General features: G+C 58.7%; 12 protein-coding genes. 4 read left to right on the top strand and 8 right to left on the bottom strand.

What is annotated here, in order from left to right; all coding sequences use genetic code 11:
* Position 1: 1 nt before the first annotated feature.
* The 4 genes from paaD to paaA are packed head-to-tail and all read right to left on the bottom strand — an operon-like array spanning position 2 to position 2,495.
* Positions 2-499 (bottom strand): 1,2-phenylacetyl-CoA epoxidase subunit PaaD, encoded by a 498-nt coding sequence (gene paaD, locus IM291_RS03255; protein ID WP_028013029.1) that lies wholly within the window; start codon positions 497-499, stop codon positions 2-4.
* 11 nt (positions 500-510) lie between these two features.
* Entirely contained in the window at positions 511-1,257 is a 747-nt protein-coding gene (gene paaC / locus IM291_RS03250; RefSeq protein ID WP_192971018.1) for a 1,2-phenylacetyl-CoA epoxidase subunit PaaC, read from the bottom strand.
* A gap of 8 nt (positions 1,258-1,265) precedes the next feature.
* Positions 1,266-1,553 (bottom strand): 1,2-phenylacetyl-CoA epoxidase subunit PaaB, encoded by a 288-nt coding sequence (gene paaB, locus IM291_RS03245; protein ID WP_192971017.1) that lies wholly within the window; start codon positions 1,551-1,553, stop codon positions 1,266-1,268.
* 12 nt (positions 1,554-1,565) lie between these two features.
* Positions 1,566-2,495: a 1,2-phenylacetyl-CoA epoxidase subunit PaaA gene (gene paaA, locus IM291_RS03240; protein WP_041910193.1), complete on the bottom strand. Its 930-nt coding sequence runs from the start codon at positions 2,493-2,495 to the stop codon at positions 1,566-1,568.
* 285 nt (positions 2,496-2,780) lie between these two features.
* Between paaA and paaZ the strand changes: the two genes are divergently transcribed.
* The 3 genes from paaZ to IM291_RS03225 all read left to right on the top strand — a co-directional run bounded on the left by paaZ (position 2,781) and on the right by IM291_RS03225 (position 8,525).
* Positions 2,781-4,823, top strand: coding sequence for a phenylacetic acid degradation bifunctional protein PaaZ (paaZ, locus tag IM291_RS03235; protein WP_192986118.1), 2,043 nt, complete (start codon positions 2,781-2,783; stop codon positions 4,821-4,823).
* A gap of 203 nt (positions 4,824-5,026) precedes the next feature.
* Positions 5,027-7,300: a primary-amine oxidase gene (tynA, locus tag IM291_RS03230; RefSeq protein ID WP_048999428.1), complete on the top strand. Its 2,274-nt coding sequence runs from the start codon at positions 5,027-5,029 to the stop codon at positions 7,298-7,300.
* A gap of 118 nt (positions 7,301-7,418) precedes the next feature.
* Entirely contained in the window at positions 7,419-8,525 is a 1,107-nt protein-coding gene (locus IM291_RS03225) for a GGDEF domain-containing protein (protein WP_028013023.1), read from the top strand.
* Between the two features lie 137 nt (positions 8,526-8,662).
* On the opposite strand, the gene IM291_RS03220 is transcribed toward IM291_RS03225, so the two are convergent.
* Positions 8,663-10,162: an aldehyde dehydrogenase family protein gene (locus IM291_RS03220; protein ID WP_192986116.1), complete on the bottom strand. Its 1,500-nt coding sequence runs from the start codon at positions 10,160-10,162 to the stop codon at positions 8,663-8,665.
* 241 nt (positions 10,163-10,403) lie between these two features.
* Between IM291_RS03220 and feaR the strand changes: the two genes are divergently transcribed.
* The gene (gene feaR, locus IM291_RS03215; RefSeq protein ID WP_047368759.1) at positions 10,404-11,312 is read left to right on the top strand and encodes a transcriptional regulator FeaR; all 909 of its coding nucleotides are present in this window, start codon (positions 10,404-10,406) and stop codon (positions 11,310-11,312) included.
* Here the strand turns inward: feaR and IM291_RS03210 are convergent, their stop codons facing one another.
* From IM291_RS03210 to IM291_RS03200, 3 genes are read right to left on the bottom strand one after another with little or no spacing between them, the layout of a single operon-like run.
* Entirely contained in the window at positions 11,313-11,630 is a 318-nt protein-coding gene (locus IM291_RS03210) for a YdbL family protein (protein WP_028013020.1), read from the bottom strand.
* A gap of 7 nt (positions 11,631-11,637) precedes the next feature.
* Positions 11,638-11,823, bottom strand: a complete 186-nt coding sequence (locus tag IM291_RS03205; RefSeq protein ID WP_028013019.1) for a YnbE family lipoprotein — start codon at positions 11,821-11,823, stop codon at positions 11,638-11,640.
* Positions 11,820-14,459: a YdbH family protein gene (locus IM291_RS03200; protein WP_192986114.1), complete on the bottom strand. Its 2,640-nt coding sequence runs from the start codon at positions 14,457-14,459 to the stop codon at positions 11,820-11,822. Before IM291_RS03200 ends, IM291_RS03205 begins: the two co-directional genes overlap by 4 nt.
* Between the last annotated feature and the right edge of the window lie 438 nt (positions 14,460-14,897).

The raw sequence follows: 14,897 nt of genomic DNA, 5'->3' as shown, positions 1-14,897 counted from the left end.
CTCAAATACATTTGAAATAGTCGAAGGGTTCGCGGCAGGTATTGCAGCGGTAGAGCGCTTTGCAGGCCGTCGAGCCAAATTCACTGATAAGGGAGGTGTCGGTGCTGGCGCAGCGCGGGCAGCTCACCTCTGCCGGGGCGTGCGCGTGGCAGCTATGCCCCACCGGTGGGCTGATGCCGTACGCCCGCAGGCGCTCGCGCGCGTCGGCGGTCATCCAGTCGGTGGTCCAGGCAGGTTCAAGCTGGAGCACGATGTGCACGGGGGTGAAGCCGTGCGCGGTCATCGCCTCGCGGATCGCCCCCAGCAGGTGTTCCGTTGCCGGGCAGCCCGAGTAGGTTGGCGTGAAGCCAATCACCCAGCCTTCCCCCTGCGCCTTCACGCTGCGCACCATGCCTAAATCGGTGATGGTTAACACCGGCACTTCCGGATCGGGGATCTGGCTTAACAGCGACCAGATCTGCGGAATTTGCGCAGGCGCGATGTCGACGAGGCGTTGCATAGCGTTCTCCTTTACCACTGCTGACCGGGATACGCGCGCTGGAGATACTGCATTTCCGCCAGCATCGGACCCAGATGTTCGGTATGAAGCCCCTTCTTGCCCCCGGTGCGGTACGCCACCTCTGCGGGAACCTGCAGACAGGCTTCTTTCAGACCAGCAAACACTTCGCTTTCCCACGGCTGGCGCAGGGTTCGCGGATCCACCGCCACGCCAGCGTCAATCAGCTCAAGCTCGACCTCATCGGCGTCAAACAGCTCCGCCGTAAAACGCCACAGGCTGTCGATGGCCTGCTGCATTTTTTGCGCGGAGGTTTCGGTCCCGTCGCCCAGCCGCACCAGCCAGCCGCGGCTGAAGCGCAGGTGGTAGCGCGCCTCTTTGATCGCTTTGGCGGCGATGGCAGCAAGCTGGCCGTCGCTGCTCTGTGTCAGGCGTTCGTACAGCGCCACGTTCCAGGCATCCATCAGGTACTGGCGTGCAATCGTGTCGGCGAAGCTGCCGTTCGGCTGCTCCACCAGCAGGACGTTGCGGAACTGGCGCTCGTCGCGGCCAAACGCCAGCGTGTCTTCATCGCCCGGGCCTTCTAATTCCGCGGCATAGGTCAGAAAATTGCGCGCCTGCCCCAGCAGGTCGAGGCCGATATTGGCGAGCGCGAGGTCAATTTCCAGTTCAGGCGCGTGGCCGCACCAGGCGCCGAGACGCTGGGAGAGCACCAGACCGTTGTCGCCCAGGCGCAGGGCATAGGCAGTCACTGAGTTCATTCTTTGCCTCACATATGCTCGATGCCGTCAGGGATGGTGTAGAACGTCGGATGGCGGTAAACCTTGCTTTCCGCCGGGTCGAAGAAATCGCCGCTCTCTTCTGGCTGGGAGGCCACAATTTCACTCGCCTTCACCACCCAGATAGAACACCCTTCGCTGCGGCGGGTGTAGGCATCACGGGCATTTTCCAGCGCCATGCGATCGTCGGCGGCATGCAGGCTGCCCACGTGACGGTGCGATAACCCTTGTTTGCTGCGTACGAACACTTCGTACAGCGGCCAGTAGACATTGCTCATGGTTATTTCCTCTTATGCGGCCTGACGGGTACGTTGTTTTTCGGCGTGCGCCAGCGCGGCTTCCCGCACCCACGCCCCGTCGTCCCAGGCTTTGCGTTTCGCGGCCAGACGTTCGTGGTTACAGATGCCGCGCCCGTTAATGACCTCGTCAAACTCCTGCCAGTCGATCTCGCCGAAGCGGTAGTGACCGCTCTCTTCATCGAAACGCAGGTCCGGATCCGGCACCGTCATGCCGAGCATCTCCACCTGCGGCACCGTGTTGTCGACAAAGCGCTGGCGCAGCTCGTCGTTGCCAAAGCGTTTGATTTTCCAGGCCAGGCTGCGGGCGCTGTTCGGCGAGTTATCGTCGTTCGGCCCGAACATCATCAGCGCCGGCCACCAGAAGCGGTTGATGGCGTCCTGCAGCATCTGACGCTGATCCTCACTGCCCTGCGCCAGCGCCATGCAGGCTTCAAAGCCCTGACGCTGGTGGAAGCTCTCTTCTTTACAGATTTTCACCATCGCCCGGGCATACGGGCCGTAGGAGGTTCGGCACAGCGCCACCTGGTTGACGATGGCCGCGCCGTCCACCAGCCAGCCGATCACGCCGATATCAGCCCAGCTCAGGGTCGGATAGTTGAAGATGGAGGAGTATTTCATCTTGCCGTCGAGCATCTTCTGGTAGATGTCTTCCCGCGCGCAGCCCAGCGTTTCCGCCGCGCTGTAGAGGTAAAGCCCGTGTCCGGCTTCGTCCTGCACTTTCGCCAGCAGGATCGCTTTTCGGCGCAGCGTCGGCGCGCGGGCTATCCAGTTCCCTTCCGGGAGCATGCCGACAATTTCGGAGTGCGCGTGCTGACCAATCTGGCGGATCAGCGTTTTACGGTAGGCTTCCGGCATCCAGTCCTGAGGCTCAATCGCCGTCTCCTGCGCTATGCGCTGCTCAAACCGTTGTTCTTGCGTCACGTCATCACCTTTATGATTCGTTAGTTTGCAAATTAAAGCGAAATGTTGAATCACTTTGTTTTTTAAAAGTTACACAAAGGTTAAATATAACCCCAAGAATTGTTTCCCGGTTTTGTGATGCTGCTCGCAAGGCTTTTACGCCATGCCTTTTACAAAGCGCCTTTACGCGACGCGATTCATCCAGCCAGATCACAACGTTAACAATTCATTAAAAACACAGCTTGATTTTTATGATTCGCGATCAAACTATTAATAGTGAAATCACGAAACATTTGGAGATAAGCGATGCAGCAGTTAGCCAGCTTCTTGTCCGGTACCTGGCAGTCTGGCCGGGGCCGCGAACGCGCGATTCATCACGCCATCAGCGGCGAAGCACTCTGGGAAGTGACCAGCGAAGGGCTGGACATGGCGGCCGCCCGTCGCTATGCCATTGAGCATGGGGGCGAGGCATTGCGCGCCATGACCTTTATTGAACGTGCCGTCATGCTGAAAGCGGTGGCGAAACACCTGCTCGGCGAAAAAGAGGCGTTTTATGCCCTGTCCGCCCAGACGGGCGCGACGAAGGCGGACAGCTGGGTCGATATTGAAGGCGGCATCGGCACCCTCTTCACTTACGCCAGCCTGGGCAGCCGCGAGCTGCCGGACGACACGCTGTGGCCGGAAGATGAGCTAATCACCCTGTCGAAAGAAGGCGGCTTTGCGGCACGCCACGTTCTGACCTCGAAATCCGGCGTGGCGGTACACATCAACGCCTTCAACTTCCCCTGCTGGGGAATGCTGGAAAAACTCGCGCCGACCTGGCTTGCCGGGATGCCCGCCATCATCAAGCCCGCCACCGCTACCGCGCAGGTGACGCAGGCGATGGTCAAATCCATCGTGGACAGCGGACTGGTGCCGGACGGCGCCATCAGCCTGATTTGCGGCGGCGCGGGCGATCTGCTCGACCAGCTCGACAGCCAGGACGTGGTGACCTTTACCGGCTCCGCCAGCACCGGGCAAAGCCTGCGCGTGCACCCGAATATTGTGGCGAATTCGATTCCGTTCACCATGGAAGCCGACTCCCTGAACTGCTGCGTGTTGGGTGAAGACGTCACGCCGGAGCAGCCGGAGTTTGCCCTGTTCATTCGGGAGGTGGTCCGCGAAATGACCGCCAAGGCCGGGCAGAAATGTACCGCCATTCGCCGGATTATCGTCCCGCAAAGCCAGGTTGATGCCGTCAGCCAGGCGCTGATTGCCCGTCTGGAAAAGGTGGTGATGGGCGACCCGGCGCAGGAAGGGGTGAAGATGGGGGCGCTGGTCAACGCTGAACAGCGCGAAGACGTGCAGGAGAAAGTGGATCGGCTGGTCGCCTCAGGCTGCCAGATCCGTCTGGGTGGCAAAGCGGATTTGCAGGCCGCGGGGGCGTTCTTCCCGCCGACCCTGCTGTTCTGCCCGCAGCCGGATGAAACCCCGGCGGTGCACGATACCGAAGCCTTCGGCCCGGTCGCCACGCTGATGCCGTATCGCAGTGCAGAGCACGCCATGCAGCTTGCCCGCGCGGGCGGCGGCAGCCTGGCAGGGACGCTTGTCACCGCAGACCTGAACATTGCCCGCCAGTTTATTGCCGGCGCGGCGCGCGCCCACGGGCGTATTCAGATCCTTAACGAAGAATCATCAAAAGAGTCTACCGGCCACGGCTCCCCGCTTCCTCAGCTAATGCACGGCGGCCCTGGCCGCGCGGGCGGCGGCGAAGAGCTGGGCGGCCTGCGCGCGGTGAAGCACTACCTGCAGCGCACCGCGATTCAGGGCAGCCCGACGATGCTGGCCGCCATCGGCAAGCAGTGGGTGCGTGGCGCAGCGGTGCAGGAAGATCGCGTCCATCCGTTCCGTAAATACTTTGAGGAACTGCAGCCGGGCGACAGCCTGCTGACGCCGCGCCGCACGCTGACGGAGGCGGACATCGTCAATTTTGCCTGCCTGAGCGGCGACCACTTTTATGCCCATATGGATAAGATCGGAGCGGCAGAGTCGATCTTTGGCGAGCGCGTGGTTCACGGCTACTTCCTGATCTCCGCCGCGGCGGGACTGTTCGTTGATGCAGGCGTCGGGCCGGTGATTGCCAACTACGGCCTGGAAAACCTGCGCTTTATCGAGCCGGTCAAGCCGGGCGACACCATCCAGGTGCGTCTGACCTGCAAGCGCAAAACGCTGAAGAAACAGCGTACCGCCGAGGAAAAACCGACCGGCGTGGTGGAATGGGCGGTAGAGATTTTCAACCAGCACCAGCAGGCCGTGGCGCTCTACTCCATTCTGACGCTGGTGGCGCGCCAGCGGGGTGATTTCAGCTAACGTTCTCCCTCATCCTGACCCTCTCCCCAACGGGGAGAGGAGATTGCTCTGCACGTCCTGTGATTTATCTCAGCGTCTTTTTTAACCTGGCAAGACCAACAAATAACCTGGCAGATGCAGGCAAACGCTTTTCTCAGGCGCCTGTCAGGATAAGGCTGTCACAACACAATAAACCCTAAAAACACAACAAGATGAGGTCTACGATGGGAAGCAATTCTTCTTTTTCTGCCCGTAGAACGGCGCTTGCTATGGCCGTTGCGCTTTGTTGCGCCTGGCAATCCCCTGCTTTCGCCCACGGCAGCGAGGCGCATATGGTCCCGATGGACAAAACACTGCAGGATTTTGGCGCGGACGTTCAGTGGGATGATTACGCACAGATGTTCACCATTGCGAAAGACGGCGCCTTCGTGAAGGTCAAACCGGGCGCAAAGACGGCCATCGTCAACGGTCACCCCCTCAATCTTGAAGTGCCGGTAGTGATGAAGGACAAAAAAGCCTTTATCTCAGAGACCTTCATCAACGATGTTTTCCAGTCTGGTCTTGACCAGACCTTCCAGGTTGAAAAACGTCCTCACCCGCTAAACGCGCTCACGGCGGACGAAATTAAGCAGGCTGTCGGGATTGTGAAAGCCTCGGCGGATTTTAAACCCAATACCCGCTTTACCCAGATCGCCCTTGCGCAACCAGAGAAAGCCAAAGTGTGGGACTTTGTGCTCAACGGTACGGCAGTGGACGTCCCTCGCCAGGCGAAGATCGTCATGCTCGACGGCAAGCACGTTATCGAAAGCGTAGTGGACCTGAAGGATAAAAAAATCCTGCGCTGGGAGCCGGTGAAGGACGCGCACGGCATGGTGCTGCTGGATGATTTCACCGCGGTTCAGCAGATCATTAACGAGAGCCCGGAGTTTGCCGAGGTGCTTAAAAAACACGGCATCACCGACCCGAAAAAAGTGATCACCACGCCGCTTACCGTCGGCTACTTCGACGGTAAAGACGGCCTGAAGCAGGAAGACCGCCTGCTTAAGGTGGTGAGCTATCTGGACGTCGGCGACGGCAACTACTGGGCCCACCCGATCGAGAACCTCGTGGCCGTGGTCGATCTTGAGCAGAAAAAAATTCAGAAGATCGAAGAAGGTGCCGTTGTGCCGGTTCCGATGACTCCGCGCCCCTATGACGGCCGCGACCGTGTCGAGACGCCGAAAAAGCCGCTCGACATCATTGAGCCGGAAGGCAAGAACTACACCATTACCGGCGACATGGTGCACTGGCAGAACTGGGATTTCCACCTGAGCCTGGATTCCCGCGTCGGCCCGATGATTTCGACCGTCACTTACAACGACAACGGGAAAAAGCGTCAGGTGATGTATCAGGGATCGCTCGGCGGCATGATTGTCCCGTACGGCGATCCGGACGTGGGCTGGTACTTCAAGGCCTATCTCGACTCCGGCGACTACGGCATGGGCACCCTGACCTCGCCGCTGGTGCGCGGTAAAGACGTGCCGTCCAACGCCGTGATGCTCAACGAAACCATCCCGGACTACACCGGCACGCCGATGGAGATCCCGCGCGCGATTGCGATTTTCGAACGCTACGCGGGGCCAGAATATAAACATCAGGAGATGGGCAAGCCGAACGTCAGCGCCGAACGCCGCGAGCTGGTGGTGCGCTGGGTGAGTACCGTGGGCAACTACGATTACATCTTCGACTGGGTGTTCCACGAAAACGGCACCATCGGCATTGACGCCGGTGCAACGGGTATCGAGGCGGTGAAAGGCGTGCAGGCAAAAACCATGCATGATGCCACCGCCAAAGACGACACAAAGTACGGCACGCTGATCGATCATAATATCGTGGGCACCACGCACCAGCACATCTATAACTTCCGTCTTGATATGGACGTGGACGGCATTAACAACAAGCTGGTGGCGATGGACCCGGAAGTGAAGCCGAATACCGCCGGCGGCCCGCGCACCAGCACCATGCAGGTCAATCAGTACGATATTGATACCGAACAGCAGGCGGCACAGAAGTTTGACCCGGGCACCATCCGATTGCTGAGCAACACCAGCAAGGAGAACCGCATGGGCAACCCGGTCTCGTACCAGATTATCCCTTACGCGGGCGGTACCCATCCGGTGGCGACCGGCGCGAAATTTGCCCCGGACGAGTGGATCTACCATCGTCTGAGCTTTATGGATAAACAGCTGTGGGTGACGCGTTACCACCCAGACGAGCTGTATCCGGAAGGGAAATTCCCTAACCGCTCCATCCACGACACGGGCCTCGGACAATACAGCAAGGATAACGAATCGCTGAACAACCAGGATGACGTGGTGTGGATGACCACCGGCACCACCCACGTCGCACGCGCGGAAGAGTGGCCGATCATGCCGACGGAATGGGTGCATACCCTGCTTAAACCGTGGAACTTCTTCGACGAGACGCCAACGCTCGGGAAGAAAAAAGACGAAAAATAACCATCCGCCGGGCAATTGCCCGGTTTTTTTTGCCCTGGCGTTTGAGGATCGTCCTGGCTTGCTTATAGTTACTGATATCTCACCTGCATGATTTTTCCCCCGGACGGGAAAGGGCTTTATGGAAAAAAGAAAAAAACCGACGCTGGAACGGGCAACCTGGCCGACGCGCCACGCCATGGTTATGCACGGGCTGGCGATGAACCTGCCCTGGCTGGCTTTCGTCAACATCAGCTTCGCCGTGATGATTCTGCTGCGCCATGTTCTGCTTAACGCCAGCGATCCCCTTTATCCCCACTTGCCGCATATGATGAAAATGGTCGACGCTTCGATGCTCGGCATTATTATCCTCTCGGCTGCACTGATCCTTATGGGCTGGCGGCGCATCGCCGGTATCAGCGTAGTGCTGTGTATCTGTAGCGCTATCTGGTCGATATCATGCTTCTGGTTTATCACCGATTTACTGCTGCCCCACGTCTGGCCGCTGTGCGTTATTTTATTACTCGCAGGGTTAACGGCCCTCTACTTTTACCCTGTGGGTTTGCTCGCCTTCGTGCTCCCGCTCTGGATAACCTTGCCGATTGCAAGCTGGGTACTGAATGATGGCCTTAATCTTCACTTCGTTATCATCTGGAGCGTCTTTTCGCTGATCCTGATCTGCGGGCGATTCATCCTCTTAAGCTGGTTTGACGAGGCCTGGCGACGTAACCAGCAAAACCAGCTGCTGATCTCACGACTGGATGCGCTGGCGCATCAGGATCCGTTAACCACAACCGCCAACCGCCGGAAGATGGAGGTGGTGCTGGAGAACGCGGTTGAGCAGAAGAAACCGTTCTCGCTGATTATGCTGGATATTGACTATTTCAAACGCTACAACGACACCTACGGTCACCAGGCGGGTGACGACTGTCTGACGCGGGTGGCGCGGGTGCTGAAGCAGTCGGTGCGAACGCCCGACGATGTGGTGTCACGCTACGGCGGCGAGGAGTTTGTGGTGATCCTGTTTAACTGCCCGGAAAATATCGCGGAAAAAGTTGCGGTACGCATTCAGGACGGCCTGCGCGCGGAGTCGATACCGCACAGCGCGTCATCCGTCAGCGATCGTGTCACCGTGAGTATGGGGATTGCGGGTATGGTCGAGGGGCTTGCGGGTACCGAGATTATTGCCCGCGCCGATGCGGCGCTGTACCGGGCGAAAGAGGCCGGACGGGATCGGTGGTCTTTATAACATGTCGGGTGGCGGCGACGCTTTACCCGACCTACAAAAATTCGCCGGGTGCGGCCTGATGCCCTCACCCTGCCCCTCTCCCACGGGAGAGGGAACAAACACTAAAAAGGCAACCTCCCTGTTGCCTTTTGCTTTTACTAGTAGCGCACGCAAACCGACTTGGTTTCGCACCAGCCGTCCAGCCAGTCCGGGCCAAAATCACGTCCTGTACCAGACTGCTTCATCCCGCCGAACGGCAGGTTGGCGTCAATCAGCGTATGGCTGTTCACCCATACGGTGCCCGCCTGCAGCCGATCGGTGTACTCCAGCGCCTTGCTGATATTCTGCGTCCAGACGCTGGCCGTCAGGCCATATTCGGTGTCGTTTGCCAGCTGGAGCGCCTCTTCTCCGTCGGATACTCGCACCAGGTTGACCACCGGACCAAACACCTCTTCTCGGGTTAACCGCAGCGCGGCATCCGGGTTCACCACCAGCGTAGGCGACACGTAATAGCCTTTGCCCTCCGGGCCGCGATTACCGACGATCAGCTCCGCATTGCGCGACGTCGCCTCGTCGAGGAATGTCTGCACCTTATCGCAGTGGGCGCGCGACACCAGCGGGTTGATAAACGCCTCCGGCGACATGCCCGGCCCGACGCTCAGGGATTTCACCGCCTGTTCGAACCCGCTCACCAGCGTGTCAAACAGCGGGGCTTCAATGTAGATGCGCGAGCTCGCCGCGCACACCTGCCCCTGGTTCAGGAAGCTGCCGATCATTAATCCTTCTATCACCCATGCGGGGTCCGCATCCTTCAGCACGATGGCCGGGTTTTTCCCGCCCAGCTCCAGGGTCACCCCGGTTAGCGTGTCCGCCGCCGCGCGGGCAATTTGCTTACCCGTTGCCGTTGAGCCGGTAAAGCTCACCTTCGCAATATGCGGGTGCGAGGTCAGCGCTGCGCCACACACCGCGCCGCTGCCGGTTACCACGTTGAACACCCCGTCCGGGATGCCCGCTTCGCTGGCCAGCTCCGCCACGCGCAGCATGGTCAGCGGCGTGGTTTCAGACGGCTTAATGACGATAGAGCAGCCCGCGGCCAGCGCTGGCATCACTTTCCACATCCCGATCATCAGCGGGAAGTTCCAGGGCACAATCCCGGCCACCACACCAACCGGCTCCTTACGCGTCCACGCCTGGTAGCGCGCCCCCTGCGGCAGCGGGATGGAAAGATCGAGGGTTTTGCCCGCAATTTTGGTGGTCAGCCCGGCGGTATAGCGCATCCAGTTGAGGGTGCAGCCCACTTCAAAAGCCCGGGAGATGTTAATTGATTTGCCCTGCTCCAGCGTTTCAAGCTGGGCCAGCTCCTCGCCGTGCTGTTCGACCAGATCGGCGAAATGGAGCAGGATCCGCTCGCGCTCCGCCGGTAATTTTCCGGCCCAGCTGCGGGCGACAAAGGCGCGCCAGCCGGACATAACGGCCCGGTCAACGTCATCGACGCTGGCATCGGCGGTCGAGGCAATCACATCGCCCGTGGCCGGGTTGTAGACGTTCAGCCGCTTTTCACTGTCCGACGCGGCCTGACGCCCTTCAATCCACAGGCCGTGGTGTCGGTCTAAAAACTGCTGCACGGCAGGCAGAACAGCCACCTGTGATTCAGACATAGGATACTCCTTCGTTATTCTTCGCAGGGTGTTCATCCAGTCTATGTGGGGTTTTGCATTCTCGCTTTTGTCTCTGTGACATTCGCTTTGCCACCTGTGACAGGTGCCGCAAATCGCGATAATCGCCGCTTATATCGCTGTTACCGGTGAGTGTTCTTTCCTATAGTCAGCCTCATAGCTCTGACAAAATGCAACACAAATGCAACAATGCGAAAACGTTGACGGTGCAGCGAGAGAAACGATGGCGTGTGCAAGCGAGCAGGAACAGTATCAGCAGTGGCTGGCGCAGATTAACCAGGTTTGCGGGCGTTTTAACGCGCAGCCCACCGAGGGAAAGTTCTACGGCGAGCTGGAGACCAGCTATGCGCGCAGCCTGAAGCTCAGTACCGTCACCGCAGGCGGCGTTAACCTGTTCCGCTCCCGTCATGAGATTAAGCAGAGTAACGATGCCTGGTTCTATACCGTGTTTCAGCTCGAAGGGAGTGCGGAAATTGAGCAGGATGACCATCGCGCGGTACTCAGAACCGGTGATATTACGCTGATTGATGCCTCACGCCCGTGCTCGATCAACTGGCAGGAAAAGTCCCGCCAGATTTCGCTCCTGGTTCCCCGTCAGATTATCGAGCAGCAGTGCCGCTTTCAGGAGATAAGCTGCGCGCTCGCCCTTTCCCGCACCTTACCCACGGTACAGCTGAGCCATCGCCTGCTGATGGAAAGTATGAACAACCGCGACCTGAGTGACCGGGAGAGTGAAGCGGCGCTTGAGGCGATGGTCTGCCTGCTGCGCCCCGCGTTCCAGCAGCGCGACGTGATTCAGCCGCGCAAGGAGCGCCAGTTCCAGCACGTTGTGGCGCTGATTGACAACCATATTCAGTCTGAATCGCTGCGTCCGGAATGGATTGCCGCTGAGAGCGGAATGTCCGTGCGCAGCCTCTACCGCATGTTTGCCGAGAAGGGGCTGGTGGTGGCGCAGTACATTAAAAACCGTCGTCTGGATCTCTGCGCTCAGGAATTGCAGTCAACCGGCGACGATGAAAAGCTGGCGGGCATTGGCTACAGCTGGGGATTCACCGACCATAGCCACTTTTCAACGGCCTTTAAGCAGCGTTTTGGCGTCTCGCCGGGTGAATACCGCAAGCGCTACCGTTAGCTATTTTTTCAGCCACTTACCGTTAATGCCCTTCACGTACTCGCCCGGCTGCGCGCGGGCCACCAGCTTTTGCCCCGCCATTTTCGCCACTTCATCAACCGGCAAATTATTGCTGTCGGCCAGCTTCTGATAGCTCTCCGTGCGCGCTGCGTTAATGCGATTCACCAGCTCCAGCGTTTCGGCATCCTGTTGGATCGGAGCAAGATAGCCGCTCAGGGTTTCCCCCACGCGCCCCTGCGCGCGGGCATCGTTTAAGGTCAGCGCAGCCGCCTGCACGTTTATACTCAGGGCCAGTAAAATCAACGCTAATCGTTTCATGGCATCCTCAGAACAGATCGCTGCGCGATTTCAGCAGGGCTTCAACGTCTTTATCGACCTTGATGTGGATCTCGTGTTCAATTTTGACATTCATATTGATGGTAATCGGCTCCTTTGGCGCAGCGACTTCAATGCGCGGCGTACAGCCGGTCAGTAGCGCGGCAACGGTGAGCGCACCAGCCATCTTTTTCATTGTTGTTCCTCACTTTCCTTGCCAGTCGAACTGCGGAGACCGGGAATCACCGCGTGTTGCTCAAACCAGGTTTGCAGGTTGTCGCCAAAACGCAGGCTGCGCCACAGGGTAAAGACATTCTCGTCATGGGTATAGTTCAGATTGACGGAGCTGCTTTTGCCGTCCACGCGGCTGGTCCCCTTGATGGTCGCCTGCATGGTTAATTCACCCAGGTTATCTAAATTGATTCTCGTCCACGACTGCGAAATTTCCATGTAGCGGAGCCAGTTAATCGCTGCGCCCGCGACCATATTATCCTTCACGATGGCGTCTGCCGTATCTTTGTCGATGCGCAGCGTCATTGGCCCCGGGTTGGTCAGCCAGCCATCTTTAATGATCCATTTTTCATTGTCCAGCCAGAACGGCAGCGCCCCGCTCACCGGGCCCGACAGGGTAAACTGCTTCGGGTTGACGGCGCTGATAAGCTCGCTTGAGGAGATATTGTCCACGCGCAGCAGGGCCGGATCGTGCTGCGGCATCCGCAGCTGCTGCATGGTGATCTTCCCGCCGAGCGTTTCTACCTTAACGTTGGTGAGCAGCAGCGGGTTGTCCTCCGTCCAGGGGTAATTCCCCTGCAGGTCCGCGGTAATGTTGCGCGCGGTCACCAGGTTTTCCACTTCGCCAATGCGCAACGTGACCGGGCCGCGCGTGCCCAGGGACCAGGTGCCCTCGCTGAAGCGGAACGGCAGCACAAAATCGACGCCGTTGATCTGGTTGTCCGGCATCCAGGCGCTGCCGGATTTCAGCACGCCGTGTCCCCCCGCCTCAAAGCCCTGATCGGGGGCCGCCGAGAAAGCAACCTGCGCATAGAGTTCTCCGTCACGCAGCGTCATTTTCCAGTCCGGCGGGACCAGCGGCTGGAAGACGGTGAGCGACTGTTTCGGCCACCAGGCCTGCCCGCGAAGGCGCTCGCCATCCCAGCGTCCGTTCACCTGTACCGGGCCGATGTTGTCCGCATGGAGGTCGCCCTTAAACTGAAAAACAGTCGGGTCGGTACCGTCGACGCTGAAGGTCAGGACCGAGGGTGGCAATACGCTGCCGCCGGAGAACCGGGTTTGCCCGGCATTCAGCGACAGCGCGCCGCTGAATGCGGGTTTTTCGGCATCGCGCAGCCAGCGTACAGGCCGATCCAGCATCAGACGCGGCTTGCTGACCTCCATGGTGCCGTACTGGAGCTTGTCAAAACCGGTGGAGAGCGCCGTCAGTTCAATAAGGTTGTCGCGCCACTCGCCTTTCCCGGCGACATCCCAGCGGGCATGCATCGGCGTAAAGCCGCCTTTTCCCCAGTAGCGCCACTGCCACAGGCCGTTATCAGGTAAAAAGTCGTTGGCCTGACCGTCCAGGTGGAGTTCAAAACCGCCCATCTCGTTTTCATGGGCACGCAGAATAGCCTGCAGACGCCCGTCCACGCCCTTCTGGGTGAGCTTCACGCCCGCCAGCGGCCAGCGGATTTCATCGATATCGAGTGAGTCAATAATGCGCCCGCGCGAGCGGAGCAGCGCGCCGGGCTCAAAAGCAAGCTGCGGTTCATACAGGCTGCCGGTCAGTGTGGCGGGCAATTTGGCGTAAAGAATGAGATCGTTTTGCTTCGCCTCGCCGCTCAGATGCAGCGGCATGTTGCTGTTTTCCATGCTGAGCCTGCCGGGCCCAATGTTCAGTACCGCGTTACCTTTACCCGCATCGCCTTGCGTCAACACGTTCAGTCGTCCGGTCAGGGTGGCTTTCTCCAGCCCCTGCTGCCAGTTGTCGGCGCGAAGGGACACGCGCCCGCTCAGCGGCATACCCGAAAGATCCCAGTTCCAGCGCCCGTCGCTGATGTTCAGCTGTTCCGCCGTGATCTGCCACGGCAGGTCGAGAAGCGGATCGGGGTTATCCCGCGCCATCACCACCAGCTGTCCCTGATTGTCTTCCCAGTCGAGATCGGCATCGACCAGAGACGTTAACTGTGGCACGTTAAAGGTCGCGACCGCGTGGCCTTTCACCGGCACGCCGTCCGGCACCAGCGGCAAAGTGAACTCGCCCACCAGCTTAATCGGCTGCGCCTGGTCAGGGAGCTGAACATCGAACTGGCTGACCGAGAGCGTCTGGCCGCGAAGCGTGCCTTTGATGCTGACCTTTTCGCCTCTGTAAGCGATCTCCTGGCTGGAGGGCGTCAGTGACGCATTAAGCTCGCCCTGCCACTGCTGCCAGGGCGAGAGCGTCAGACGGTGAATGGTGAGCCAGGTATTGGGCAACATAGCCTGCCACTGGGCCAGCGTTTTGGGGGCGACCGTTGAGGGTGCAGACTGGGGAATTTTGCTCAGGCAGACGGTGTTAAGATCCAGCGCGCCGATATCCAGTTTCCAGCGGCTCGGATGTGACAGCGTCACGTTATCGATGCGGGCAATTTCGCAGTCTTCCACCAGATAGCGAAGATCGGGGATCACCAGCGCGTGGCGAGTCAGTTTTGGGCTTTCTTCGAAAGCAATGCGCGTCCCGACGGGGAGCCAGATCCCGGCGAGCGTCGGCACCCACTGGGCGAGCGTCATCAGCAGCGTCAGCGGCACCAAAATCAACAGCAGTAAAACCGCAATGGCGGCTTTGTATTTACCCTTCATGGGCAGTTAATATCCTGATTTTTCGAAAGAATTAAGCCGGCAATGCCGAATATTGTCGCATGTTTGGCGGTTGAGTTGAAGTTAACCACAAGATAAAGGATAGATGCTGTAAAGAGTATGAGAAAACTTTTTGCTATGCGTAACCTAAAGAACACATTTTAGATTCAGTGGGTTACGCATTATCTCAGACGTAAAAACGGGAAAACACTGCGTAACTAATACCTGTTCCTGGGCATTGCCAATAGGTAGAGCATGGCAAATATCAACGACCCCCAATACACTGAATCGTACCGCCATGGATCAAAATCGATATGTAAAAAACCGCGAACAAACTCATAGCCGTTGGCAAAAACATTAATCTGGATGGCTGCAATCGCTATCACAAACAGCGTATAGGCAATGAACAATGGATATTTACGGAGCCTATTGACCTTGAGT

It is taken from the genome of Enterobacter cloacae complex sp. P27C (genome assembly GCF_014895705.1).
Lineage (GTDB): Bacteria > Pseudomonadota > Gammaproteobacteria > Enterobacterales > Enterobacteriaceae > Enterobacter > Enterobacter bugandensis.
The sequence above is the reverse complement of the archived record's forward strand: the minus strand, read 5'-3'. Positions and strand labels throughout refer to the sequence as shown.

Excerpts from the sequence above, each read along its gene's own strand:
- paaD (WP_028013029.1), bottom strand. The coding sequence starts at position 499 with ATGCAACGCCTCGTCGACATCGCGCCTGCGCAAATTCCGCAGATCTGG.
- paaC (WP_192971018.1), bottom strand. The coding sequence starts at position 1,257 with ATGAACTCAGTGACTGCCTATGCCCTGCGCCTGGGCGACAACGGTCTG.
- paaB (WP_192971017.1), bottom strand. The coding sequence starts at position 1,553 with ATGAGCAATGTCTACTGGCCGCTGTACGAAGTGTTCGTACGCAGCAAA.
- paaZ (WP_192986118.1), top strand. The coding sequence starts at position 2,781 with ATGCAGCAGTTAGCCAGCTTCTTGTCCGGTACCTGGCAGTCTGGCCGG.
- tynA (WP_048999428.1), top strand. The coding sequence starts at position 5,027 with ATGGGAAGCAATTCTTCTTTTTCTGCCCGTAGAACGGCGCTTGCTATG.
- IM291_RS03225 (WP_028013023.1), top strand. The coding sequence starts at position 7,419 with ATGGAAAAAAGAAAAAAACCGACGCTGGAACGGGCAACCTGGCCGACG.
- IM291_RS03220 (WP_192986116.1), bottom strand. The coding sequence starts at position 10,162 with ATGTCTGAATCACAGGTGGCTGTTCTGCCTGCCGTGCAGCAGTTTTTA.
- feaR (WP_047368759.1), top strand. The coding sequence starts at position 10,404 with ATGGCGTGTGCAAGCGAGCAGGAACAGTATCAGCAGTGGCTGGCGCAG.
- IM291_RS03210 (WP_028013020.1), bottom strand. The coding sequence starts at position 11,630 with ATGAAACGATTAGCGTTGATTTTACTGGCCCTGAGTATAAACGTGCAG.
- IM291_RS03205 (WP_028013019.1), bottom strand. The coding sequence starts at position 11,823 with ATGAAAAAGATGGCTGGTGCGCTCACCGTTGCCGCGCTACTGACCGGC.
- IM291_RS03200 (WP_192986114.1), bottom strand. The coding sequence starts at position 14,459 with ATGAAGGGTAAATACAAAGCCGCCATTGCGGTTTTACTGCTGTTGATT.